This is a genomic window from Nitrospira sp., assembly GCA_030653545.1.
GTDB lineage: Bacteria > Nitrospirota > Nitrospiria > Nitrospirales > Nitrospiraceae > Nitrospira_D.
In genome coordinates this window covers 18,385-42,697 of the sequence record JAURZE010000012.1, presented here as the reverse complement: position 1 = coordinate 42,697, position 24,313 = coordinate 18,385, and the positions used below count along the sequence as shown (strand labels likewise).

The following is a 24,313-nucleotide window of genomic DNA, read 5'->3' as shown; positions in this document are numbered from 1 at the left end:
CTCCCGAGGGAGTCTGGCCGGAGCTTCACTGAACGCCTTCCACCTGAGCGATCCGGGGTGCCCCGGTCTGTCTCGAAACATCTGTGTGGTCCGGGTATGGCGGCCTCCTTGCCCGGACCCACTGGGGCGCAGACTCTCTCCACTGAGTCTCCGCTCCGGCCATTGGGTAAATATCTGTGGATCAACCAAGAGGAGAGGGAGCTATGAAGCTTGGTCTCGTGGGGGTGGGATTGGCTGTGGGCCTGAGTGTGTGCCTGCCGGTTCAGGCGGAGGATTCGTCGCGGGCGGCGACCCCGCCGGAGCAGAAAGATGCCGCTGCCAGTCAGGTCATCGTCCAAATCGGGGGGCGGTTCTGTGAGTACCATCGCGAAGAGGTCGAAGGGGCGCTGCGGCGTTTCCCGGCGGTACAAGCCGTCGAGTTCTTGAACGATCACGGTACGGTGCTGGTGCGCTCTCAGCCGGACGGAGTGCCGCCGGTGCAATTGGCGGCGTCGGTTGAGCAGGCGCTGGCCTCAGGAATCGGCTGCAAGGCCTGGGTGGATCGTGGCGGTTCACGGGAAGCGAAATCATAAATCATTGAAACGGAGGCTGGAGATGAAACACGGAATCGCAATCATGATGGTGCTGCTCCTGTGGGGATGCAGTGAAATGGGGACGACTCCGACGGCGAAGGCGCCGGCGAAGCCGAAGGACGGCGAATTGGCGTATCCGTCGGACTATAAGACTTGGCCGAAGTTTCTCTCTGAGGTCCAGCGGCCGGATGCGAAACAGATACGCGAGCTCTTTGTGAATCAGGTCGGGGCGCGAACGAACCAGAGCCAGCAGTTTCCCAACGGGACTGTCATGGTCATGGAGTTACACAAGGCCAAGATGAACGGGGACGCACCGGAAACCGGCGCGGACGGCAAGCTCATCAAGGGCGATCTCGGGAAAGTGTTCGTGATGGCCAAGGGCGACGGGTGGGGGCAGGACGTGCCGGACAATCTGAAAAACGGGAACTGGGTCTTTTCCGCCTTCGGTCCGGACGGGAAGCCGTTGGCCGAAGATTTCACGAAGTGCCGCGCGTGCCATGCTCCGCTGGCAGCGAAAGATTTCGTGCATCGCTATGACGAGTATTTCGACAAGCGTATGGCGCGCTAGTCGAGGGATGAGGTGAGACGTTGGGATCTGCGGATGGGTTGACCTCCTGACGCAGGTCTCACCAGGGGGAGCGCGGGTTGGGCGCTCCCCCGCCATACGCGCCGTTCGAGAGGACAGGATGGAGCCACCGTTATTGCGAGTCCAAGAGGCGGCCGCGCTGCTCAGGGTCAGTAAGTGGACGATCTATCGGTGGATCGAGGAGGGCCGCTTGCGCGCGACGAAGATCGGCCGCGGGAGCCTGCGCATCTTTCGCGCATCGCTGAACGGACTCATCGAAGGCCAGTGTACCGATCAGGCGATCCGGGAATCGAATGGGCGCAGCAAGGTAGTGCGCGTGCGATCGAGTCTGCGCGCGAGCAAGCGGCGAACATGATGCGGAAACGGGTCTGGTAGTTGTGCACCCTTCTTCCAGGCCTGCCCGGGGAGTCGGAGGTGGCCTCCCTCCGAGTCCCCGGCCCTTCGGGGCTACACAAGAGATGGTGTGCTTGTAAGGTGTTCAGGGCGTCGGAGATGCCTTCCTCCCAAATTCCCGGCTCTTCGGGGAAAGGATAAGGTGATTCATGCTCGGTAGTCTCGAAATGACACGTGCGGCGTTCGTCAGCGCCGTGAAGAGGAAAGATCCTGGCGACTACACGCTCAACGTGGTGGTTGTCCGGCTTCTGGCGATCGCGCTGACGGTCTCCCGCTGGCGGACGAATCCAGCGCAGGTGCCGGGTGTGCCGGTGCCGAAGCACTATCGGACCTGGCCGCTGATCGAGTCCGATGTAGATGTGTCCGGAGCTGCTCGATATCTGAGATTTGCCGTTTGTCCGAAGGCGGCATCGGTGACCGACGAGGACACGTTTCCCGTCGGGACGGCGCTGGTTGTGGAAACCTTCTCGTCCGCCCCTGGGACCGGGGGACAATTGCGATCGGTCTTTGTGATGGAAAAGGTGTCGAGCCTGGATCGCCAGGGCTTGGGGCGCCGTTCGCGTGAGGGCTGGGCCTATGCGACTTACGATGCGATCGGCCGTGTGGTGGCGAGCGATGCCTTGGATTGCGGCGTCTGCCGATTGCCCGTGATGTGAAGAGACCCGAGGCGGATACGTGGTCGTGACGATGGACGGGATTCACAGGGGTTGGACTGCGCTGACCACGCAGAGAGTCCCGTATAGAGGGAGGCGCATGCCCATGCGCTTCCCTCTCCCTGCTTCCTGCCGTACCGTATCCCATTCAGCTTAGGGAGTGGTTGAGATGGCCAGCGAGCCCAGGCCTCCGGCGTGAGGTGGTGCGTTGCTACGGAGATCCGTGATGGATGAGTTGAAAGCGATCGTTGACTACGGGGTGATCGGACTGTTGGTGATGTTGGGCTTGGTGGCCTTTGCCGTCGCGATCGAGCGGTGGAGGTATTTTCAACGCATCAATCCCGCCGAGTTTCAGCATCGCGACACGTTGGAGATGGCGCTCACAAAGCATTTAGTCGTGATCGGGACCATTGCGGCGAACGCGCCCTATATCGGCCTGCTCGGCACGGTGCTCGGCATCATGCTTACTTTCCATACTATGGGCACGTCCGGAGCGCTGGCGGTTGCCACGATCATGATCGGGCTGAGCCTGGCGCTGAAGGCCACGGCGGTCGGACTCCTCGTCGCCATTCCTTGCGTGGTCATGAACAACGTGCTCCGCCGCCGCGTGAGTGAACTGCTCACCCTGCATCAGGCGCAACATGGATCGTGAACTCAACAACATCAACGTGATTCCATTGGTCGACGTGATGCTGGTGCTGCTCGTGATCGTATTGACCACGGCGACCTTTGTGACGACCGGGCAGGTGCCAGTCGAGTTAGCCAAAGCGGCGACGGCCGGCAACCGGCCGGACCAACCGCTTATCGTGACGGTGACGGCGGAGGGGGAGTTGTTCGTGGCGGATCGCCCGGTGGCCGAGGCGCTACTCGACGCCACGCTCCTCGCCTATCCGCGCGAGTCGCCGGTTCTGGTCCGGGCCGACAAAGTGACGCGGTTGGAGCGGTTTGTCTCGGTCGTCGATCGCATCCGCGCGCTGGGCTTCCGGCAGGTGAGCTTGGGAGTGACCCGCGCGTGAGTTGTAGGGTTCTACTTGGGGGCTCCTCACAGACTCCAGGGGAGAAGCCGGCCCCCCTCGGCGATGCTCGCCCGGTGGCGCAGGCGCGATAGGTTGACATGAGTCTCCAGTCCGGCATAACGTAGGCTCATCACTACATGAAGGGGGGCCGTATGCAAATGGGATTGCGCGAGGCGAATCAGAAATTTTCCCAATTGATGAAGGCCGTCAAGCAAGGCAAGGAAGTGTTGTTGACGGAACGCGGCAAACCTCTGGCTGTCGTGAAGTTGATCGGGCCCTCCGATGAAGCGGGTTCTGCCATTCGGAGACTGGAGTCTGCCGGGGTTTTGCGCGCGGCATCGAAACGGGGGGCGCTTCCAGCGTGGAGCCCTCGATCGGTGCATGGGGCGCCGTTGTCTCGCACGATTGTCATGGACCGAGAGGAAGCGTGACCTCGCGGCACTGGGCCTACTTCGATACCAGCGTGCTGGCGAAGCGGTATGTCAAGGAGGCAGGTTCGAGCGCGACGCGCCGGCTGCTTCAACGGTTTCGGTTTCTGTCCTCCGCCGTCACGCCGGTTGAGGTCATGTCGGCGCTCAGCCGGAGGCGAGCCGCCGGCGACCTCACGCCAAAAGATTTTCTTGCCATCCGCGCGAGGGTGCTCAAAGACCGAGCCTATTGGGAACTGGTGGAGGTAGGCGAGCACGTTCTCCGGCAAGCCGAGGAACTGGTCCAGAAAACGGATGTCAGAACGCTCGACGCCCTGCACATCGCGTCGGCCATGATGTTTCAAGCCGCCTCAGGATTGACGATTCCCTTCATCACGAGCGATGCCAAGCAGCGCGATGCGGCCCAAGCCATGGCCTTGACCGTCATCTGGGTGGAATAGAGAGCTGGATTCGCCGCCCGCATCTCCTGTCGATCCCCGTGACCTCGCCGATCGAGATCTAATAAATTTCTGTAGCATCCGTGAGCAGAGGCCGGTAGACGGACGGCCTGGCGGTTTTGTAGAGTTGCAGTCTTTTCGTGAGAAAGGTGGGGGCTGTGCCGAACGTGTTCCGCTTGATGCATGACAGTCGCCGGTCCGGGCAGATCTCTCGTCTGTTCGCCTTGCTGGCTTGTCTGCTCATCGGCATTCGTGTCGCGGCGGCGATGGTCTGCTCCACGTGCTTCACCGACTGGGAGAAGGAACAATCACGGGCGTTTTATCTCCATGCCGGGATAGATCGCGACCGGTGTCACCATGGCCTGGCCCCCGCCAGCCCCTGGATCGTCTGGGCCTGCTCTGTCAATGAAGACGAATCGGCCTTCGTGCTGCCCGAGATTCCCAGCCTGCCGGTCGTGGTATCCGTCTTCGTGCCCTTGGTTCTCGTCTGTGTGTCCTGGCACAGCCTTCCTCTGATTACGGCCCACGGCCGCGGTCCTCCTGCCCAAGTCTCCTGATTTCCATCGCTTAACGTCACTGAATATTCACAAGCCGGGCGCCTGCTGCGTCTGATGCGGCCTGCGTGATGTACGTCTCGCCTGAGACCGAAGGGGCCGGCCTTGAACGAGGCCGTGCGCTCTTCTGCTGCGCAGGGCATCGGCAAGGCATCGGATTGAGCTGCGGGTCCGGCTTTCAGACACGTTCGTGTACGCCATGAGGCCGGTGTGCGCAGGAGAGGGAGTTATGTCGTTATCATCATTGCAATTATATCGGTCAGTTCGGAACATCATACAGACAGAGGCAGGGTCCGCACGCATGGCAGCTGTCGGGCAAATGCTCGCGGTGCTTGGGTGCCTGACGGTTTTCACGGCTTGTATCGGGCCGATCAAGCCGGTGCCGTCGCAGCAGAGTCAGGAGGCGCCGCCTCTCTCAGCGGAAACCGCTGAAGCCAAGCAGCCCGCCGAGCCGGCTCCATCCGAGGCGCAGCCGCCTGTGGTGCCCCCCGTCCCGCTGCCTTTGCCGTCGTCGTCGCAGGCCGACATGCCAATTCCCACCGAGGGCGATGTGCCGGTGTTGGAAGCGAAGCCGGTCCACGTCATGGCTCAGCGGGAATCGTACAAGGTGGATCAGGCCACCACGGCCACGAAGACCGATACGCCGATCATGGAAACGCCTTTTTCCATTCAGGTGGTGCCGCAGCAGGTCTTGAAGGATCAACAGGCGGTGCGATTAGGAACGGCCTTACAAAATGTCAGCGGCGTCTCGCCATTCCCTTCCGCGATTGAAGGAGGGGATGGGTACATGATTCGCGGATTCGAGTCGACGGCGCACTATCGGAACGGGGTGTTGAGGCCGACGAATAATCTGGTCGAAGCGGCGAACATCGAGCAAGTCGAGGTGTTGAAGGGGCCTGCCTCGATTCTCTATGGCCGGGCAGACCCGGGGGGAATCATCAATGTGGTGACGAAGCAGCCGCAGGAGACTCCCGCGTATTCGCTGCAGCAACAATTCGGCTCGTATAACTTCTTCCGCACGACCGGCGATGCCACTGGTCCGTTGAACCAAGATAAAAGTGTGCTCTATCGTTTTAATTTCGCCTATGAAAACTCGGAGTCCTTCCGTGATTTCGTCGATCGCAAAACCATGTTCTTTGCCCCGGTGGTGCAGTGGAAGATCAGCCCGCGTACGCAAATCACCGCTGAGCTGGAGTATCAGAATATCAACACGAAATCGGATGGTCTCCTTCCGGCTCTTGGAAACCGGCCGGCTCCGGTTCCGGTCAGCCGCTATTTGGATGAGCCGAGTTTCAGCAAGAGCAAGAACGAGCGGTTCTTTACCGGCATTAACTGGTCGCATGAACTGAATTCGGATTGGAAGATTACCCACCGGATCTCCGGTGAGTTCATTCATGGCCTGGGCAGCAGAATGATCGTGCCGTTTAGTGCCGTACAGCCGGATGGCACCGTCGATCGCTTCATGGTTGATACCCCGCGCGGGAACCAGGAAAACCGCTATCAGAGTTCGCTGAATCTGACCGGCCATGTCGACACGGGAATACTCAAGCATACGCTGCTGTTCGGGTACGACTATCTGTATCAGACCGATAAGTATGTCGTAGCGAAATGTTGCGATATCGGGGGGCCGCCCTTTTTCCCTATCAATGTGTTCAATCCCGTGTATGGAGTGGGGATCCCAACCCCTGATCAGCTTGCGGATAACGGCCCGTTCGGCTCGTCGCGGTCCTGGCATGGTTTCTATCTGCAGGATCAGGTCAAGCTGCCGCTCAATCTGCATCTGCTGGCAGGGTTGCGGTATGACGACGCTGTGTCGAACGATACGGTGCTGAATGAACGAACAGGGAAAGACCATCGTCTCTCCCCGCGCGTCGGTCTGGTATGGCAGCCGATGCCATGGCTCTCGCTGTACGGCAGTTACACGGAGAACTTCGGCCTCCAGAACGCGTTCGATATCAGACGTCAGCCGCTGCCTCCGCAGACGGCGCAGCAATTTGAAGCGGGCGTCAAGACGGAGTTCTTCGACGGACGTCTGAGGACAACCGTGGCCTATTTCGATCTCACGAAACAGAACATAGCCGTTCCGGACCCTGAGCTGCCGATATTTTCCAAGGCGCTCGGAGAGGCGCAGACGCGCGGGATCGAGCTGGATGTGAGCGGCGAGATTCTGCCGGGTTGGAGCGTGATCGCATCCTATACCTACATGCCTTTTGCGAAGGTCACCAAGGACTTTGCCGACGATGGCGGGGGAGGGGTCACTCCCGGAAACACGGGCAACCGCTTGTTCAACGCCGCGAAGGACATGGGCAGCCTCTGGAGCACCTATGCGTTTCAGGATGAAGCCCTCCAGGGCATGAAGCTGCGCGGCCTGAAGGTCGGTGCAGGGCTCCAGGCGGCCGGCGAGCGGCAAGGCGATACGGCGAATACCTTCCAGCTTCCGGGGTATGTCATTGCCAACGCGATGGCCAGCTACGAATGGCGGATGGGGATGACCAAGATGACCGCCCAGCTCAATGTGAGCAATTTGTTCGATAGGACCTATTACTCCGGAACCATCGGAGGGCCGTACTTTATCCAGCCCGGCATGCCCCGGTTCTTCATGGGCTCGATCCGGATGGAGTTCTAAGTCCATGGCCCAGGACGCATCCATGCAGACAGCGAGTCCGGGCCTTGCCGATTCGGCAGGCCTGGCGGCGCCGCGTACGACTCGCATGCGAACGTGGCGCAGCCTGTGGGTGCAGGTGCATCTGTATCTGGGTTTGTTTATCGGGGCGCTGCTGGTCGTCTTTGGATTGACCGGCAGCATCCTGGTGTTCTGGCAGGAGATCGATGAGTGGTTGAATCCGCGCCTGCTCACGGTGACGGTTCCGCCAGGAGCTCAGGCAGGAGCCCCGGGATATCGTCCTATCGAGGAGCTGCTGGCGGCTGCCGTGCAGGCGGCGCCGCCGGGCAGTCGTGTGATACAGATCTATGGGCCTGGGAGCACGGAAGGTGTTTTCGCCGTCTATGCCGAGCAGCCGTCGAAAGCCTGGGCGCGGATCTTCGTCGATCCGTATCGCGCCAGGGTAACGGGGGTGCGCGCCTATGGCGCAGCCGAATGGGTGCCCTCCTCGTTCATGGATGTGGTCTTCGCCCTGCACTACACATTGTTCATGGGCGAGACCGGGGTGACGCTGGCCGGGATTGCCGCAGTGTTGTTGACGCTGTCCCTGCTCACCGGAATTCTCGTCTGGTGGCCGCGTGCGGGGCAGTGGCGGCAGGCCTTTGTCATCCGGCGGCCCACCAACCAGACTCGGCTGAATTTCGACCTGCACAAGACGGTCTCGCTCTACACGCTCGTCGTGCTGGGCGCGGTGCTGCTGTCGGGGGTCGATATGAATGTGAACGGGCCGTATGTGTGGATGGTGCAACTGTTTTCTCCCGCGACCCGTGGTCCGGCGCAAGCGCCAACGTCGGCGCCGGGGGCTGGTCTGGCAGCTATCGGCGCGGAACGCGCGGTCGCGATCGCCGCGGGGACGTATCCGGACGGGGTGTTGAGCAGTGTGGCGATGCCGGACGGTGAAACAGGAGTGTATGTCATCGGACGACGCCATGTGCCGGGGCTGAGTGCCTTCTGGTCGGAGCGGCAGGTGACGGTCGATCAATACAGCGGGGCGATCCTCGACGTGCGCGATCCGATGACCAGGCGCAGCGCCGGAGAAACATTTCTGGATTGGCAATGGCCGCTGCATTCAGGGCAGGCGTTCGGATGGACCGGGCGGGTGTTGGTATTTGTGAGTGGAGTAGCCTGTCCGGTTATCTACGCCACCGGCTTTCTCATGTGGTGGCGGAAAAGGAAGGCCAGAGCGGCTGGCAACTGATGACTTTGCGTTGGCGGCGGTGCCTTCGCCGCAGGTGTTTCTGTAGTCGGTATGAACATCTATGGTAAGCTTTGCGTCCCTATGACAACGGAGGCCTTGTGTCTGCTCAATTTACGCCGGAACGTCCGGACCCGCTGAAAGTCGGCATTCATGATGCGGACTTGGATGGCTTGACCATTCCACGCGAGGAGCATTTCGCGAAGCGGTCATCCGCACAGTCGGGATGGTGGGGCTGGCTGCTGCTGGTCCTGTTGCTGGCCGGAGGGGTGGGCGCGTGGAAAACGGGACTGATCGGTCAGGCTCCGTCGGTCGAAGTGGCGGCGGTAGTGCGCATGCCGGGAGGCGGCTCGTCGGGGTTAGCCGCAGCGGGCTATGTGGTGGCGCAGCGACAGGCGTCGATCGCGTCGAAAGGCACAGGCCGGATGGAATATCTCGGTGTCAAGGTCGGGGATCGGGTCAAAGAAGGCGACGTGATCGCGCGGCTGGAGCATACGGATATGGATGCGCTGCTCCAGCAGGCCCGGGCGAAGCTGGAGGTGGCCCGCGCGCAGCTGGTCACGGCCAGGCCGGAGCTGCAAGAGGCGACGCTTCATTTCGACCGGATGAAAACGCTCATCGAACAATCGTTCGCGACGCAGTCCGAATTCGACATGGCCGGCGCGCGGCTCCGGCGCGCCGCCGGGGCGGTGAAGTCAGCCGAGGCGGCGGTAGCGGCGGCGGAAGCGGAGCGCCAATCCGCCGAGGTGCAGGTTGAGAGCACCAACGTGCGCGCACCGTTCGATGGCACCGTGGTGAAGAAGTTTGCCGAGGTCGGCGAAGTGGTGGCGCCGATGGCCGCGTCGAATTTGTCGCGCGGGTCGGTCGTGGCCATCGCGGATATGAATTCCGTAATGGTGGATGCGGAGGTGTCGGAGTCGATGATTCATCGCGTGCAGGCCGGGCAGCCGGCCGAGATCCAATTGGACTCCGTGCCCGACCATCGCTATCGCGGCGAAGTCTCGCAAGTCATGCCGATTGCCGACCGGGCCAAAGCGACGATCCTCACCCGCGTGCGGTTTCTTGATCTCGATGAGCGGGTGCGGCCGGAACTCAGCGCGAAAGTGACGTTCGGTGTTCGTCCCGGCTCTGCCGACAGTACGGTGGAGGAATGGGGTGTGCCCTCTACGGCCGTCGTGATGCGTGCCGGTCGGCCGGTGGTGTTTCTGGTGAGGAATGGCGCGATCGTCGAAAAGGACGTTCAGCCAGGTTCCCCTGTGGGGGGCCTCACGCCGGTGCGCGGCGCGCTCTCGCAAACCGACGAGGTTGCGGCAGTGCCCTCCGACAGTCTCCGCCCCGGCATGTCCGTTACCGTGCTCCGGCGCCCGTCGTAAGGCCTGCTCACGTGTACGATCCGGTTGTCACGCTGCAGCGTATCTCGAAAGTCTATTCCCGGGCGGGCACGGAGGTGTCTGTGCTGCGGGACCTCTCCTTTTCAATTCCTGCCGGTACGTTCCTCGCGATTATGGGGCCCTCCGGGTCGGGCAAGAGCACCCTGCTCAACCTGATGGCCGGGATCGATCGTCCGACCAGCGGGGCGGTGGTCGTGGCCGGCACGCGACTCGACGGTCTTTCGGAAGGCGACATGGCGCGCTGGCGGGCGCGACACATCGGGTATGTGTTCCAATCGTACAATCTCATTCCGGTCCTGACCGCGGCTGAAAATGTGGAGTTGCCCCTTTTGCTCACGCATCTCTCGCGGACGGAGCGGACGGAGCATGTGAAGACCGCGCTGCGGCTAGTCGGTCTCGGCGACCGCATGGACCATTATCCGCGCCAGCTTTCGGGCGGACAGGAGCAACGCGTCGGGCTGGCCCGCGCCATCGTCAGCGACCCGACCATGATTCTTGCGGACGAGCCGACCGGCAATCTGGATCGTGAATCGGCCGAAGACATTCTGACGCTGTTCGGCCGGCTGAATCGCGAATTGGGGAAGACCATCGTGATGGTCACGCACGATCCTCGCGCCGCCGAGCGGGCGCAGCTGATCCGTCATCTGGAAAAAGGCGTCTTGGAGTCCCCGCCATGACGCTCGGGCGGCTCGTCCTTCGCAATACGCTGCGCCGTCCGGTCCGGCTGGCGTTGACGGTATGGGGGCTGGCCATGGTCGTGCTGGCGTTCGGTCTCATCCGTCTGACGCTGGATGAATGGCAGGGGGCGGCGAAAGTGGCCAGCAAGAACCGGCTGGTGATGGTCCATGCGATGTCGGGGGCCTTGCCGCTGCCGCTGGCTTACCGGGATCGTATCGCGGTGCTGCCGGGGGTGCAGTCCGTTCACTATGGCGTCGAGTTCGGCGGGATTTATCAGGATCCGAAGCAGCCACTGGCGTCCTTTGCCGAGCCAGCGGCGACGTTGCTCACGACTTATCCTGAAATTCTGCTCTCGGAGGGGGAGCGGCTGGCCTTCGCGCAGGATCGCCGTGGATGCCTCGTGGGCCTGTCCCTGGCGGAGCGGTACGGCTGGAAACTCGGCGATGTCATTCCGCTGACCGGCACCATCTATCCGGGGCAATGGGAAGTGACGGTGCGCGGGATCTATCGCAGCAGCAACGTCATGATTTGGTCGGATCAAGAGTTGTTTCTACATTGGGACTATCTCAATGAGCAGGTGAAGACGACGCAGCCCGACCGCGCCGATCAGGTCTCGTGGTACACCATCACTACGGACCAGACCAGCGATCCACGGGCGGTGGCTCTGGCGATCGATGCCCTGTTTGCGAACTCGTTCGCCGAGACACGCACGGAACTGGAACAGGCGTTCATTGCCGGGTGGATCGAGCGGTCGCGCGCGCTGCTCTACGCCCTGGAAGCCGTGTCGGCGGTCATCAACGGAATCGCATTGCTGGTGCTGGTGAATGCGCTGGCGATGGCGGTCCGGGAACGGACCAGGGAGTATGCCGTGATCAAGACGCTGGGATTTCAGCCGCGGCATTTCTGCCTCCTGGTGCTGGGCGAGTCGTTGCTGCTGGCGCTCTCCGGCGGGGCGCTGGGACTGGCACTGCTCGTCCCCGCGTCGCGGCTGTATGCGCAGATGACGCAATCGAACGGGTACGTGGCCACTTACGCGGTGTCGATGGAGACGGCGGGATTGTGCCTGGGCATGATGGTGCTGGTGGCGTTGGCGGCGGCGCTCTGGCCGGCGATCCGCCTGATCCGGATGACGACGTTGGAGGGATTGCGGCATGCCGGATAGCAGGCTGTTGATTCGGCGGGAGTAATCGGATGTTGCTGTGGGGCGCCTACAGTTTGAGGAATCTCTGGGCCCGCCGTGTGACGACGGCGTTCACGGTGGCGGGGATGGGCCTGGTGGTGTTTGTGTTCCTGGCCGTGTTGATGCTGGCGCACGGATTGGAGCGGACGCTGGGGAAGACGGGCGATCCGGCGAACGCGATCCTGCTGCGCAAGGGCGCCCTCTCGGAAATCGACAGCAGTATTTCGCGCGACCGCGCCAAGATTATTGCGTTGCAGCCGGGGATCGAGCAGGGGGGCGAGGGCCGGCCGGTGGCGGTCAGTGAGATCGGGCTGCAACTCACACTCCGGAAGGCGAAGGAACGGAGTCTTGCAAGCCTCAGCCTGCGCGGGACTTCCCACGATGCCTTTGCCGTTCGGCCGAAGGTCCGGCTGGTGCAGGGCCGCTTGTGGGAGCCCGGCACGACAGAGATCATGGTGGGGGCGCAAGTGGCCAAACAGTTTCCTGAAGCCGGGCTTCACCGCGTGCTGCACTTCGGCAATCGGGAATGGACGGTGGTGGGTGTGTTCGACGCGGACGGCAGCGGATTCGATTCCGAGGTCTGGGGCGATGCGGAACAATTTATGGCGACGTTTCATCGTACAGCCTTTTCTTCGATGACTGTTGGGTTGACGCGGCCCGATGCCTTGGTTCAGGTGAAGGAGCAACTGGAGCGGGATCCCCGGTTCAATCTTTCGGTGAAACGCGAGCCGGATTATTACGAAGGCAAAGCCGAAAGCCTGGCGAAAATGATTCGTGTGACGGGGCTCTTTCTCACGGCGGTCTTCAGCATCGGGGCGATTCTGGGTGCGACCATGACGATGTCCGCGTCCGTGGCACAGCGTACGACGGAAATCGGCACGCTCCGGACCCTCGGTTTCACCAGAATCGCGATTCTTCAGACCTTCCTGTTCGAGTCGATGGCCCTGGGAGCGAGCGCGGGGCTGCTCGGCATAGCCGGGGCGTCCTTCCTCCAGTCGGTGACGATCTCGACTGTGAACTGGGACACGGGGTCCGAGATCGCGTTCGGGTTCCAGCTTTCCCCCGGCATGACCGGGTTGGCGCTGCTCTTTGCCGTGTGTATGAGCCTGGCGGGCGGGCTGATCCCGGCGACGCGCGCGGCCCGACTCGAAGTGGTTCAGGCGCTCGGCGAACGGACGGTGTGACGATGCCGGCGGACGCTTTCTAATTTCTCACGATCTCGATACAATTCGATCCGTCGCTTTAGCCTATCCACATTTCCAAGGAGGATTCTTTATGTTGAAAGCTCGCGTGCTGTTGGCGGTTGTGGCGTGTGGTGCATTGATGGTGGCCGGGCCGGTCGGGACAGTGTTGGCCGGGAATGCGCATGTGAAGGAAACGATCGCGCATGCCAAGGAAGCGGTCGCGCATGAGAAGGAAGCGATTACGCATTTGGAAGAAGCCGTGAAGAGCAGCACCGATGCCCACGCCAAGGAAGCGCTGGAGCATGCGAAGGAAGCCGTGAAGCATGCGGAAGAAGCCTTGGCGCACGCCGAGCAGGCGGAGAAGCCGGCGAAGGGCAAAAAGACCAAGTAGTCGATGCGCAGGTCCGTTTACTGATCGATTTCTCAGGCACGGCTCTTCTTATAGGGCCGTGCCAATTTTCCCCCTCCCCTTTCGCTGTCCGTTCCCTGATTCTTCCCCCGAGGCTTCAAGGCGGTTCCACTCCGGGTCGTTTCGATCTTCTGTTGCATCGGTGTGCATCAGTTAGCAGGCATCGGTGGACAGCGTTTGAGGGGGTGGCTACAGTAGCCCCTCCTCGGAGACTGTCTTGTGCGTCTTTGGCTTGCCACGATGCTCACCTGCCTGTTCCTGTCCCCCGGGCTGTCCGCTGCCGCTCCGGACCAGTCGCTGGAGCAACTGCTTCGCGAGCACACGTTCAATCATGCTTTCGAGGGCTTCGACTACTATTCAGTGACCATTGAAGAGGACCGATCGCAGGTTGACGGGTCGCGGGAAGTGACCGCGTTCGCGAGCGGGCGGTTCCTTGAGAATACCAAACGATTGAAGATTCTGTTTCTGCTGGTCGGCAATCATGTCATCGGGAGGCAAGTGCTGGAAGAGGCGGGGTTGCCTCCCTGTCACGGGTTCGAAGAGCCTCGTACGTCCTAATCGTTTTTAACTCAGGAGGAGGTTGCGTATGGTACGGAAGTTAGGTGTGGGCCTTGTCAGTTGTGCCGCGGTGTTGATGATGGTTTCCGGGGCCTGGGCGTTGCAGTCCGGTGGTGTGGAAGTCGGCGATCTGGAGACCGGGTCGGTGGTCGGCCAGTCGTTCAAGGAGTTGCCGGTCGATCTGGATATCTATGCGACCGAGGTCGGGGCGCTGAAGATTCTGTATCCGCCGACGTCGGTGCTGGACTTGAAGAACCGGCCGGGGACTCCGGTCTTGGTGCGGGTGACCAACAAGTCCGCCGTCGAGCGCGGGTTTCATATGACGGCGGCGGAGAATCAATCGGCGCCGACCGTGTTGAATGTGAAGATCGTGCTCAAGCCGGGAGAGACGAAGTATATCGGTATTCCGACGAGCGATCTGTTGTACGCGGCCGGCAGCACGTTTGTGTATCGGGATCAGCTCAATCCCAAAGATGCCGGCGGGAAGCTGATGTTGTTGAAGTAGTCTAATCTTCGATGCGGGAGCGACGCTGATTCGGCGTCGCTCCCCATGCCTTGCTGGTTGTGCCGCAGCACGTTGATTTCCCTCCTTCGCCCCGTTTATAGTCCGCCGAGAGTTGTTTGTGTTGAAGGGGGGGACGCCTTGATTTCAGACCGCCGAACTCAGGTTGCGACCGTCCTTGGTTTCTGTTGTGGTTTCCTTCTTCTCTTCCTCTTCCCTTCTGTCTCTGCCGCTGGTCTTCAGGAATCGCTTCAGCATGAGCTGGATCTGACGCGCGCCGCGCTGGCTCGCGGCGATCTGAAAGCCGCCGATGAGGCGGTGCAGAAAGCGCTGCATCTCAATCCCGGGTCGCCTCAGGCGCTGCATCTCCACGGACTCGTCTTACTGAAAGGCCGGAAGCCGGCCGAAGCGGCGGAGGAGTTTGTGCGCGCGCTCAAAGCGAAGCCGGCCTTCGCCGAGGCGCTCAATGATCTCGCCGAAGTCTACGCCGCGCAGGGCAAGTCGGCCGAGGCGCAACAGGCGCTCATGAAAGCGATCGAAGCCGATCCGAAGCATGCGGAGTCGTATCTGGATCTGGGCAAGCTCTATGAGTCGCAGCGTGATGTACCTGCTGCGATCAAGACCTATCAGGGGCTGTTGTCGATTCAGCCAAACCATCCGGAAGCATTGTTCTCTCTGGCGACACTTCAGGATCACGCCGGCGAGACGAAGGTGGCTGCAGAAACGCTGGCCCGCTTGACGAAGGCCCATCCCAAACATGCCGATGCCTGGTATCTGACCGGTCGGATGGCGGAGAAACGCAACGATCTGGTGGAAGCGGCGTATGCCTATAAGCAGGCGGTCGCAGCAAAACCGGACCTGGTCGATGCACACTACAATTTGGGATTCATCTATCGCAGCCAGGGCAAGTCTGCCGAGGCCGAACGGGAATTCCTTGAAGTGCTCCGGTATCAGCCGGGCTATGCGGAAGCCCATTTGAATTTGGGTGTGGTCTACACGAGCATGGGCATGCTTGACGAGGCGGAACGCGAGTATACCTCGGCGGTGGCGCTGAAGCCGGAGTATGCCGAAGCGCACTACAATCTCGGCGTCTTCTATGAGTTGCACCGGAAAGACATGCCCCGCGCGCTCGCGCAGTATCGCAAGTATCGGGAGCTCGGAGGTCGGGATGATCGAGTGGAGCGGATTGTCGGGTCGACGTTCCGGTAATCAGTGCGACGGGCGAGAAATGCGGGACAGGTTATGCGGTTTGTCTCGTCTGTTTAGTCTCTCTGGTCTATTTGGTCCGAGACCAGAGAGACCAGAGAGACTTCCTCAACCAGAAAGACCGCCCTTCCAGCCCGTCTTGCTCACCAATAGGGCCAGGGCCTCCAGTAGGGAGACCAATAGGGGCCCCAGTAAGGCCCCGGTCCGATGTGCGGACGGATGCGGATTGGTTGATCTTCCACCCTTACCCAGACTTTCATCGTCTTGAGTTCGACAATCGGATAGGCATATTCCGTCTCGTCCAAGGGCAGGGTGATTGAACCAGCCACTTCTCCAGAGACCGTGACAAACGTTCCGGCTGGAATGGTCGCCGGATCGAGGAATTCCCGTTGCAGCGCGACAAAGCGACCTTGCGACGTATTCAGCTCCAGGGTTGGTTGGAGCGAGGAGTTGAGCGGGAGCTGCAGTACCTCGATGCGGGTTCCCTCCTTCAGGCGCCGGGCACTCAAGATTTGGCCCCCCCAGGTGACGGTCTGTCCTTTATAGGAATCGGGCGCCGCTTTGACCTGTGCAAAAGCGATCTGTGGAGGCTGGGTGCCGTCGAAGGATTCTTGGCTCGTGGCACAGCCGGCGGTGGCGAGGAGGATTGCGCTGAGTAAGAAGATCTGACGTCTCTGCATAGGCGCAGTATAACAGAGGGCAGGTTCGGCAGGTATTCGTTATAATAGGACGCATGGTTGGACAATCTCGAAAGGAGCAGGACATGACGCACAGCAGCAAGTGGGGATGGCGTGGCGCTCTCGTGGCCGTGGGTGCCATTCTGGCGCTGGGAACTTCAGTGGGAGTTTCCGCCGCGACGCCTGAGTTGAAGGGGAAGTTCGAAGTCCTCAAGGACGAAAAGTCCACGCATCAACCGGGGAAGGTCAAGCTGATCGAGTTTGCCGATTTCTATTGTCCCCACTGCCATCGGTTTGACGGCGAGGGGGTGGCGATTCTCAAGAAAGAGTTCGGCGATAAGATCGAAGTCACGATGGTGGGTTTCCCCGTCTTCCAGGGCAAATTGCCGACGCCGTTCGATATGTATGAGCAGGCCAGGACCATGGGCAAAGGGGACGAGATGAAGAAGGTTCTTTTCCGGACGATTCATACGGAAAAAGTGACCGGCGTGCTGGATCGTTCGTTGCGCGAAGTCCTGATCAAGGAAGTCGGACTCGACCCCAAGGCATTTGAGGAGGGCATGGCCAGCGGCAAGCCGGCCAAGGCGTTGGAAGAGAGCAAGAAATGGGGCGAGCGTATCAAGGTGCAGCAGACGCCGACGGTGCTGATCGACGGCAATATCAAAGTCGAGCAGATCGATCCGGACAATCTGAAACTGGTGATCCACAGCATCCTGGATGCAGACAAAAAGAAGTGATCTTGCCAGGCTTGAGTTCTGAGTGTTGCGGTCGGGAGAGCCTGAAAACCTAGCGCTCAGCACTTCGGGCTCAGCACTTTTCGAGGGAAGATGGCGATTGATCCAATCTGCGGGATGACGGTCGATCCCGCCACGGCGGCCGGGCGATTTGAGTACGAGGGCCAGATCTACTACTTTTGCGCGACCTCCTGTCTCGACCGGTTCAGAGCCGATCCAGAGAAGGCCCTGAAGAAGGCGCAAGCCCCTCCTGTCACGATTGCCATTTCTCCCACTGCACGCAAGCCTCTCCCGATGATGATGCCGGCGGCGCCTGCCGCCGCCGGTGTCCTCGATCCGGTCTGCGGCATGACGGTGCAGCCAGCGACGGCGGCCGGTTCGTACGGGTACGCCGGGAAGACCTATTATTTCTGTGCGACGAGTTGCCTGACCAAATTCAAGAACGATCCCGATTATTACCTGTTGCCGCCGGATCAGCGTCCGGCCCGCGAGGTTGCCGTTCCAGCCGGAGCGGCGGTCGAGTACATCTGTCCGATGGATCCCGAGATCCTTGAGACGAAGCCCGGCGCCTGCCGTATTTGCGGGATGGCGCTGGAGCCGAAGATCGTGACGATGGAAGAGGGGCCGAATCCGGAACTCGACGACATGAGCCGGCGATTCTGGTGGAGTCTCGGGCCCGCCGTTGTGGTGATGATCCTGGCGATGTCGGACATGATTCCGGGGCAACCGCTGCATCAGTGGCTGGGCGGCGCACGATTGAATTGGGTGCAGTGGCTGCTGGCGACGCCGGTCGTGCTCTGGGGCGGGTTTCCGTTTTTCCAACGAGGGTGGGCCTCGATCGTCAATCGGGCTCCGAACATGTTTACTTTGATCGCCATCGGCACCGGCGCCGCCTATGGATTCAGCACCGTCGGTACGGTCATCCCCGAGTGGCTGCCGGCCTCCTTCCATCAGCATGGCGGCGGCGTGGCGGTGTATTTTGAAGCGGCCGCAATGATCACGGTGCTGGTCCTGCTCGGTCAGATCCTGGAGCTTCGTGCGCGAAGCCAGACCTCGTCCGCCATCAAGGGGCTGTTGCGATTGGCTCCGACAACAGCGCGGGTTGTACGGGACGGCCGGGAGCTGGATGTGCCGCTCGACCAGGTGCAGGTCGGCAGCCGGCTGCGGGTGCGGCCGGGTGAGCGCATCCCGGTCGACGGTATCGTGGTCGATGGAGGTTCGGCCGTCGATGAGTCGATGATTACCGGTGAATCGATGCCGGTGGAGAAGACGGTCGGCACGATGGTGACCGGGGGCACGATGAACGGTACCGGCAGTCTCCTGATGCAGGCGCAGAAGGTTGGCCGAGACACGCTGCTTGCCCGTATTGTCCAGATGGTCAGCGACGCGCAACGGAGCAGGGCGCCGATACAACGGGTGGCCGATACGGCGGCAGGCTACTTTGTTCCGCTGGTTGTGGCAGCCGCGGTCATCACGGCGGGTGCCTGGATCTGGTTTGGCCCGGAACCGAAGCTGGCCTACGCGCTGGTCAATGCGGTGGCGGTGCTCATCATCGCGTGTCCCTGCGCATTGGGCCTGGCGACACCGATGTCTATTATGGTGGGGACGGGCCGCGGGGCGACGGCCGGTGTGCTGGTGCGGAAAGCCGAAGCGCTGGAAGTGCTCGGCAAGGTGGACACGATCGTCTTCGACAAGACCGGCACACTGACCGAAGGAAAGCCGGTGCTGGCCTCCGTCCGGTTTGTGCCGCCCTATAGCGATCAGGATGTGTTGCGGTTTGCGGCCAGTCTCGAACAGGGCAGCGAACATCCGCTGGCCGAGGCCATTGTATCCGGTGCGCGGGCACGCGGCCTCACGTTGGCTCCGGTGAAAGAGTTCTTGGCCGTGACCGGAAAAGGCGTGACCGGTACCATTGACGGCCAGTCGGTGGCAATCGGAACGGCGGTCTTCTTGAGCGACAGCGGCGGTGTGGTGGGGCGTACTTTGGAGGTGCTGGAGGAGGAGGCGGCCGCGTTTCGTGAGCGGGGGCAGACGGTCATGTTTGTGGCAGTGAACGGGAAGGTGGCCGGTTTGTTAGGAGTGGCCGATCCGATTAAGGCTTCCTCGGCGGGCGCCGTCAGGCAATTGAAAGCCGATGGCCTTCGCCTGGTTATGGTGACCGGGGACCATCAGCGCACGGCGGATGCCGTCGCCAAGGAACTTGGGATCGATGAGGTCAGGGCCGGGGTGTTGCCGGAACAGAAAGGGCGCATCGTCCGTGAACTCAAAGCCGGCGGTCGGATCGTGGCGATGGCGGGAGACGGAGTGAACGACGCGCCGGCCTTGGCGCTGGCCGATGTCGGCATTGCCATGGGTACGGGTGCCGACATTGCGGTGGAAAATGCCGGCATGACCTTGCTGAAAGGCGATTTGCAGGCGCTCGTGCGGGCGCGCCATTTAAGTGTGGCGACGATGCGAAACATCCGGCAGAATCTCTTTTTTGCCTTTGCCTACAATCTGCTGGGGGTGCCGATTGCCGCCGGTGTGCTGTATCCGTTCACCGGGTTGTTGCTGAGTCCGATGATCGCCAGCGCCGCAATGACGTTCAGTTCGGTGTCAGTCATTTCGAACGCGCTCCGGCTGCGGCATATCGAATTATAAGTGCGCTCGTTATCCCTGCATGGTACGCTGGCCACGGCATTTCACTGATTCCAAGACAACTGGTATTCTCGCAACACGGCTATGAATCGAACGACTCTTATCGCGACATGGGCTCTGAGTTTCTGCCTGGGAAACCTTATGGTAGCCGGACCCAGCCCAGCTGCGACGCATCTGGTGCCTGTCGCCAACGGGCACGACCTGCAAAATCAGGTGAAGGCAACAGCCATCAAAGTCATTCCTGCCGTCGTGAGTATCGCCTCCACGGTGATGGTGCGCGATCAGGCGTTCAGCGACGAGACGCTTCCGTTCGGTCTATTTAAGGAGCCGCCGGCGCGGCGCCAGTACGGGCAGGGGTCCGGCGTGATCGTTTCGCCGGACGGGTACATCATTACGAACAACCATGTCGTCGCTGACGCAGTAGATGTAGAAGTGATTCTGGCCGACCGGCGGCAGTACAAAGGGAAAGTGGTGGCGACCGATCCGAAGACAGATGTGGCTGTGGTGAAGATCAATGCGACGAATCTTCCGACCGTGCCCTGGGCGGATTCCAGCACGCTGGCCGTGGGAGAGTTTGTGTTGGCCATCGGGAATCCGCTCGGGCTGAGCCGGACGGTGACATTCGGGATCGTCAGTGCGGTGGGACGAGCGGATGTGGGCGTGGCTGATTTCGAGGATTTCATTCAGACCGATGCACCGATCAATCCAGGAAATTCCGGCGGCGCTCTCGTGAACGTCAACGGCGAGCTTGTCGGAATCAATACGGCGATTGCGAGCCCGACGGGCGGCAGCGTCGGTGTCGGCTTTGCGATTCCGAGCAACATGGCGCGGGCCGCCATGCAGAGTTTGATCAAGACCGGCCGGGTCGTCCGGGGATTTCTCGGCGCCTCGACTCAGGATGTGAGCCCGTCTCTGGGGAAAATCTTTCGTCTGCCGGACGTCAAAGGCGCGATCGTAACCGATCTGCAAGCCAAGGGATCGGCAGAGCGAGCCGGGCTCAAGCGCGGGGATGTGGTGGTGCGGTTCGACGGCCGTGACGTGATGGATAGCGGGCAGCTGCGCAACCTCGTGGCGCAATCGCCGATCGGCAGCAAGCATCGCCTGGACCTCATTCGCGACGGCAAGGCCTATCAGGCGGAGTTGACGGTCCAGGAAGCTCCGCGTGAACGGGCAAAGAAAGCTCAGAACCCATCCGCCGCTGCTTCAACGGCGCACCCGCTGACGGGCGTGGTCTTCGACGACGTGACCCCGCCACTGGCTCGTCAGATGGATCTGGCCGTCAACAGCGGTGTGGTGGTGACGGATATCGAAGAAGGCAGTCTCGCGGAGTCCTCAGGCCTGCAACCGGGCGACGTGGTGCTCGAACTCAACCGGCAGGCCATCCACAACTTTGCGACCTTCCAGCGCCTTGCCGACCCTCTCAAGCCCAGCGATCTCGCGCTCCTGCTCGTCAACCGGCAGGGCAATGCGTTGTACATCCCCATCCAGGGCGAGTAGTTCTCCCGCCATTGCCGAGCAGGCCGATCACGGGCCCTTCCCTGTCTTGACGCGTGCGTTCCGTCAGTGCTACGTTCTTCGAAATCGTAGCACTGGAGAAGCATGAAAAAACTGGTTCGGTTCGGCGTCTCTCTCGATCATCATCTGCTCGATGCCTTCGATCAACATATCGAGCGGCGGAAGTATACCAACCGCTCGGAAGCCTTGCGCGACTTGATCCGTGATAATCTCGTCGGGCAGGAATGGGATCAGAATAAGGAAACGGTCGGCACGATCACCTTCGTGTACGATCATCATGTGCGCGATCTGACGAGCAAGCTCACCGATATTCAGCACGACTATCACGGAAAGATTCTGTCCGGCATGCACGTTCATTTGGACCACGACCATTGCCTGGAAGTGCTGGTCGTGAAGGGGAAAGGATCGGAGATCAGAAAGATCGCCGATGCGCTGGTGAGCGTGAAAGGCGTGAAGCATGGCAAGTTGACGATGACTACTACCGGAAAAGGCCTGGATTAATCGGTGCGGGTCTGTGTGATCGATGGGCGTGGCGGGGGGCTGGGTTGCCGATTGGTAATAGGCCTGCGGGCGACGTTGGGGCCGGATTGCCAGATTGTTGCGTTGGGGACGAACGTGGCAGCTGCCGACGCGATGAGGCGCGCCGGGGCCGACCAGATGGCCGCCGGACCTCAGGCTATTACGAACACGGTTCCGACGGTTGATGTCATTGTGGCATCGTTGAACTTGGTCTTGCCCGGTGCCATGTTGGGTGAAGTCACTCCCGAGATTGTGAAGGCCATTCTTGCGGCAAAGGCCAAGAAGGTGTTGTTGCCGCTGAATCGAGCCCATGTGGAGATCGTGGGAAGTGAAGATCGAACCTTGGATATGCTGATTGCCCGATCTCTTGCGCGCGTCCGCGCCTTAGTGCCGCCGACCTGCCAGGCGTAACAACGTGCTTCAATCGGTTTAGTGTTGCGAGGCCACGAGGGTCTACGCCAGTCGATGAGTCGGCTGTCGCTCGATCACCGTGGGCGTCTCATCCGTCCACACATGAGCAACGGGGAGTGGCGGATATGAGGCGTATTGTAGTCGCAGTCATGGTCATGTGTGTTTCGGTGAGTAGCATCGAACGAGCCACGGCTCACGATCCGGATGTGCCGGAATTGGAAGTGCCCGAAGTCTCGGTGATCGGTGAGCGGCCGGTGGCAGCCTCCTCCCAGCAATTTATTCCCGACAAAGAATATCTCCTTCAGCCGCAGGGCCGCCCAGCCCAGGTGTTGAGGTTGATTCCCGGTTTCCTCGCGGTCGAACATTCCGGCGGAGCGGGGAAAGCGGATCAATACTTTCTGCGCGGCTTCGATGCCGATCATGGGACTGACGTCGCCTTCTTCGCCGATGGCATGCCGATCAATCTGCGTTCCCATGGGCATGGGCAGGGCTACACGGATCTCAATTTCATCATTCCTGAAACCATCGAAGGCCTGGACGTGAACAAGGGGGCTTATCTGCCGGAGTACGGCGATTTTGCGACAGCCGGGGCAGTGAACTTCCGCACGCGCGATGTGGTCAAGGAGGGTGTGGTCCAGTCGGCGGGCGGACAGTTCAGTACCACTCGAAATCTTCTGATGTTCTCGCCGACGACAGAGAAGATCCGCACGCTCATTGCGGCGGAGGGTTATTACACCAACGGTCCGTTCCAGAGCGACAACCGATATTTCCGCGCCAATCTCTTCGGGAAACTGACCACGAACCTCACCGGGCGCGATGAGCTGAGCATCACCGGTACCTATCATAAAGCGCAGTGGAATGCCTCCGGCGAAATCCCATTGCGCGCCGTTCATGACGGAACGCTCGATCGTTTCGGGGCGATCGATCCGTCGGAAGGCGGAAAAACCATGCGCAGCACGGCCAAGTTAAATTATCACTACGACACGCTGTCCGGCGGCCAGTTTTTTGCCAATGCTTACGCCCAACACTATCAACTTGATCTCTATACGAACTTTACGTTCTTCCAAAACGATCCGGTGAATGGCGATGGAATTGTCCAATCTGACCGCCGTGTCATGTATGGGGGCGACTTCGGGTACAAGCAGCGAGGTGAAGTGTTCGGCCTCCCCAGCATCGGAACGATCGGCTTTCAAGCCCGGGTAGACGACATCCATGCCAAGCTCGGCACGCAGACGACGCGCGTGATGACCGGTACGACGACCGATACCGACATTCTGGAAGCCTCCTACGCGCCTTTTGTCAAAGCTGAGGTGCAGCCGACGGATTGGCTGCGCCTGGCCGGCGGTCTTCGCGGTGAAACGTTTGCCTTCGATGTCCGTAACCGTTGCGCGACTTGTGCGGAGCAACCGGCCGGTCGGAAGAGTTCCGGCGTCGTCCTGCCCAAGATGAACGTCATTCTGGGTCCCTGGGCGAGCACCGAGCTTTTCGCCAATTACGGGGAGGGGTATCATAGCAACGATGCGCGGTCGGCCGTAGCGCCGGGCTCCTCGCCGCTTGCGCGGGCCAGGAGTTATGAAGTAGGCGTGCGATCAAAGCCATTCGGCGACGACGGCGTGGAATTGATTGCGACGCTCTGGCGGCTGGATCTGAAATCGGAACTCGTCTTTGTCGGCGACGAAGGCACGACGGAGATTCGCGGGGCGACCAGACGGGAAGGCGTGGAAGTCGCTGCCCGAGGGCAGGTGTGGGGGCCGCTGTACTTCAACGGGAGTGTGACCTGGACCAAGGCGGAATTCCGCAACGGCGATGCCATTCCCCTGGCTCCTGAAGTAACTGCCTACGGAGCGCTCCTCTTGAAATGGCCGGACGGCCTGACCTCACAACTACAGGCAACCTATCTCGGGGTGCGGCCCTTGATAGAAGATCGTAGCGTCAAGTCGCCGGCCTGGATCGATTTCGATCTGTCGGAGCGTTATCAATTGCCGATCAAGCTGCCTCATGGACGAATGGAGGCGTTTCTATTCATCCAGAATCTGTTTAATACTAAATGGGAACAGGCGACCTTTGCGTTTTCCTCTCAGTTGCGCAACGAAGGGGCGGCCGTCAACGATATTCACTTTGTGCCAGGGAATCCGCGGACTTTTATGGGCGGCCTAGCCTGGTACTTCTGACAGGTTGCTGAAAACGCTCTCCAACGGCGTTCTCGGCTTGCACAA

At 60.9% G+C, this 24,313-nt stretch carries 27 protein-coding genes; 25 read left to right on the top strand and 2 right to left on the bottom strand.

The genetic code is table 11. The annotated features are described in order from the left end of the window. Window positions 1-203 precede the first annotated feature (203 nt). From Q7U39_03950 to Q7U39_03865, 18 genes are all read left to right on the top strand, one after another. A complete protein-coding gene (locus tag Q7U39_03950) occupies window positions 204-572 on the top strand; it encodes a hypothetical protein (protein MDO9117085.1) in 369 nt (122 codons plus the stop codon). A gap of 22 nt (window positions 573-594) precedes the next feature. Next, window positions 595-1,140, top strand: coding sequence for a cytochrome P460 family protein (locus Q7U39_03945; GenBank protein MDO9117084.1), 546 nt, complete (start codon window positions 595-597; stop codon window positions 1,138-1,140). Between the two features lie 118 nt (window positions 1,141-1,258). Beyond that, window positions 1,259-1,513, top strand: coding sequence for a helix-turn-helix domain-containing protein (locus tag Q7U39_03940; protein ID MDO9117083.1), 255 nt, complete (start codon window positions 1,259-1,261; stop codon window positions 1,511-1,513). 187 nt (window positions 1,514-1,700) lie between these two features. Continuing rightward, entirely contained in the window at window positions 1,701-2,207 is a 507-nt protein-coding gene (locus Q7U39_03935) for a cytochrome P460 family protein (protein ID MDO9117082.1), read from the top strand. 223 nt (window positions 2,208-2,430) lie between these two features. Further along, window positions 2,431-2,856, top strand: coding sequence for a TonB-system energizer ExbB (gene exbB / locus Q7U39_03930; GenBank protein MDO9117081.1), 426 nt, complete (start codon window positions 2,431-2,433; stop codon window positions 2,854-2,856). After that, window positions 2,846-3,220 carry a biopolymer transporter ExbD gene (locus Q7U39_03925; protein MDO9117080.1) on the top strand — a complete coding sequence of 125 codons (375 nt, stop codon included), beginning with the start codon at window positions 2,846-2,848 and terminating at the stop codon, window positions 3,218-3,220. Before exbB ends, Q7U39_03925 begins: the two co-directional genes overlap by 11 nt. Before the next feature lie 152 nt (window positions 3,221-3,372). After that, window positions 3,373-3,651, top strand: a complete 279-nt coding sequence (locus Q7U39_03920; GenBank protein ID MDO9117079.1) for a type II toxin-antitoxin system prevent-host-death family antitoxin — start codon at window positions 3,373-3,375, stop codon at window positions 3,649-3,651. Beyond that, window positions 3,648-4,088 (top strand): type II toxin-antitoxin system VapC family toxin, encoded by a 441-nt coding sequence (locus Q7U39_03915; GenBank protein ID MDO9117078.1) that lies wholly within the window; start codon window positions 3,648-3,650, stop codon window positions 4,086-4,088. The genes Q7U39_03920 and Q7U39_03915 overlap by 4 nt, the downstream gene beginning before the upstream one ends. 155 nt (window positions 4,089-4,243) lie before the next feature. Continuing rightward, window positions 4,244-4,642 carry a hypothetical protein gene (locus tag Q7U39_03910; GenBank protein ID MDO9117077.1) on the top strand — a complete coding sequence of 133 codons (399 nt, stop codon included), beginning with the start codon at window positions 4,244-4,246 and terminating at the stop codon, window positions 4,640-4,642. A gap of 298 nt (window positions 4,643-4,940) precedes the next feature. Then, the gene (locus tag Q7U39_03905) at window positions 4,941-7,265 is read left to right on the top strand and encodes a TonB-dependent siderophore receptor (GenBank protein MDO9117076.1); all 2,325 of its coding nucleotides are present in this window, start codon (window positions 4,941-4,943) and stop codon (window positions 7,263-7,265) included. 22 nt (window positions 7,266-7,287) lie between these two features. After that, the gene (locus Q7U39_03900; GenBank protein ID MDO9117075.1) at window positions 7,288-8,499 is read left to right on the top strand and encodes a PepSY-associated TM helix domain-containing protein; all 1,212 of its coding nucleotides are present in this window, start codon (window positions 7,288-7,290) and stop codon (window positions 8,497-8,499) included. Window positions 8,500-8,597: 98 nt separating this feature from the next. Further along, window positions 8,598-9,869, top strand: a complete 1,272-nt coding sequence (locus Q7U39_03895) for an efflux RND transporter periplasmic adaptor subunit (protein ID MDO9117074.1) — start codon at window positions 8,598-8,600, stop codon at window positions 9,867-9,869. 11 nt (window positions 9,870-9,880) lie between these two features. Continuing rightward, on the top strand, window positions 9,881-10,564 hold the full coding sequence (locus Q7U39_03890) for an ABC transporter ATP-binding protein (protein ID MDO9117073.1): 684 nt from the start codon (window positions 9,881-9,883) through the stop codon (window positions 10,562-10,564). Further along, the gene (locus Q7U39_03885; protein ID MDO9117072.1) at window positions 10,561-11,727 is read left to right on the top strand and encodes an ABC transporter permease; all 1,167 of its coding nucleotides are present in this window, start codon (window positions 10,561-10,563) and stop codon (window positions 11,725-11,727) included. Before Q7U39_03890 ends, Q7U39_03885 begins: the two co-directional genes overlap by 4 nt. Before the next feature lie 29 nt (window positions 11,728-11,756). Next, window positions 11,757-12,929 carry an ABC transporter permease gene (locus Q7U39_03880; GenBank protein ID MDO9117071.1) on the top strand — a complete coding sequence of 391 codons (1,173 nt, stop codon included), beginning with the start codon at window positions 11,757-11,759 and terminating at the stop codon, window positions 12,927-12,929. A 91-nt stretch (window positions 12,930-13,020) separates the two neighbouring features. Next, on the top strand, window positions 13,021-13,320 hold the full coding sequence (locus Q7U39_03875; GenBank protein MDO9117070.1) for a hypothetical protein: 300 nt from the start codon (window positions 13,021-13,023) through the stop codon (window positions 13,318-13,320). 237 nt (window positions 13,321-13,557) lie between these two features. After that, a complete protein-coding gene (locus tag Q7U39_03870) occupies window positions 13,558-13,896 on the top strand; it encodes a hypothetical protein (protein MDO9117069.1) in 339 nt (112 codons plus the stop codon). 28 nt (window positions 13,897-13,924) lie between these two features. After that, the gene (locus Q7U39_03865) at window positions 13,925-14,401 is read left to right on the top strand and encodes a hypothetical protein (GenBank protein MDO9117068.1); all 477 of its coding nucleotides are present in this window, start codon (window positions 13,925-13,927) and stop codon (window positions 14,399-14,401) included. Between the two features lie 144 nt (window positions 14,402-14,545). On the opposite strand, the gene Q7U39_03860 is transcribed toward Q7U39_03865, so the two are convergent. Beyond that, entirely contained in the window at window positions 14,546-14,734 is a 189-nt protein-coding gene (locus Q7U39_03860) for a hypothetical protein (protein MDO9117067.1), read from the bottom strand. On the opposite strand from Q7U39_03860, the gene Q7U39_03855 reads away from it, so the two are divergent. After that, window positions 14,717-15,607 (top strand): tetratricopeptide repeat protein, encoded by an 891-nt coding sequence (locus Q7U39_03855; protein ID MDO9117066.1) that lies wholly within the window; start codon window positions 14,717-14,719, stop codon window positions 15,605-15,607. The genes Q7U39_03860 and Q7U39_03855 overlap by 18 nt on opposite strands. Before the next feature lie 140 nt (window positions 15,608-15,747). Here Q7U39_03855 and Q7U39_03850 read toward each other — a convergent pair whose 3' ends face one another. Continuing rightward, window positions 15,748-16,284 (bottom strand): Slp family lipoprotein, encoded by a 537-nt coding sequence (locus Q7U39_03850; GenBank protein MDO9117065.1) that lies wholly within the window; start codon window positions 16,282-16,284, stop codon window positions 15,748-15,750. A gap of 83 nt (window positions 16,285-16,367) precedes the next feature. Here Q7U39_03850 and Q7U39_03845 point away from each other — a divergent pair, with 83 nt between their 5' ends. The 6 genes from Q7U39_03845 to Q7U39_03820 all read left to right on the top strand — a co-directional run bounded on the left by Q7U39_03845 (window position 16,368) and on the right by Q7U39_03820 (window position 24,268). Continuing rightward, the gene (locus Q7U39_03845; GenBank protein ID MDO9117064.1) at window positions 16,368-17,018 is read left to right on the top strand and encodes a thioredoxin domain-containing protein; all 651 of its coding nucleotides are present in this window, start codon (window positions 16,368-16,370) and stop codon (window positions 17,016-17,018) included. 90 nt (window positions 17,019-17,108) lie between these two features. Beyond that, window positions 17,109-19,655 (top strand): heavy metal translocating P-type ATPase, encoded by a 2,547-nt coding sequence (locus tag Q7U39_03840; protein MDO9117063.1) that lies wholly within the window; start codon window positions 17,109-17,111, stop codon window positions 19,653-19,655. 138 nt (window positions 19,656-19,793) lie between these two features. Then, window positions 19,794-21,149: a Do family serine endopeptidase gene (locus Q7U39_03835; GenBank protein MDO9117062.1), complete on the top strand. Its 1,356-nt coding sequence runs from the start codon at window positions 19,794-19,796 to the stop codon at window positions 21,147-21,149. 102 nt (window positions 21,150-21,251) lie between these two features. Continuing rightward, on the top strand, window positions 21,252-21,668 hold the full coding sequence (nikR, locus tag Q7U39_03830; GenBank protein MDO9117061.1) for a nickel-responsive transcriptional regulator NikR: 417 nt from the start codon (window positions 21,252-21,254) through the stop codon (window positions 21,666-21,668). Window positions 21,669-21,671: 3 nt separating this feature from the next. Further along, window positions 21,672-22,097 (top strand): DUF3842 family protein, encoded by a 426-nt coding sequence (locus Q7U39_03825; GenBank protein MDO9117060.1) that lies wholly within the window; start codon window positions 21,672-21,674, stop codon window positions 22,095-22,097. Window positions 22,098-22,222: 125 nt separating this feature from the next. Beyond that, on the top strand, window positions 22,223-24,268 hold the full coding sequence (locus tag Q7U39_03820; protein ID MDO9117059.1) for a TonB-dependent receptor plug domain-containing protein: 2,046 nt from the start codon (window positions 22,223-22,225) through the stop codon (window positions 24,266-24,268). Window positions 24,269-24,313: the final 45 nt, after the last annotated feature.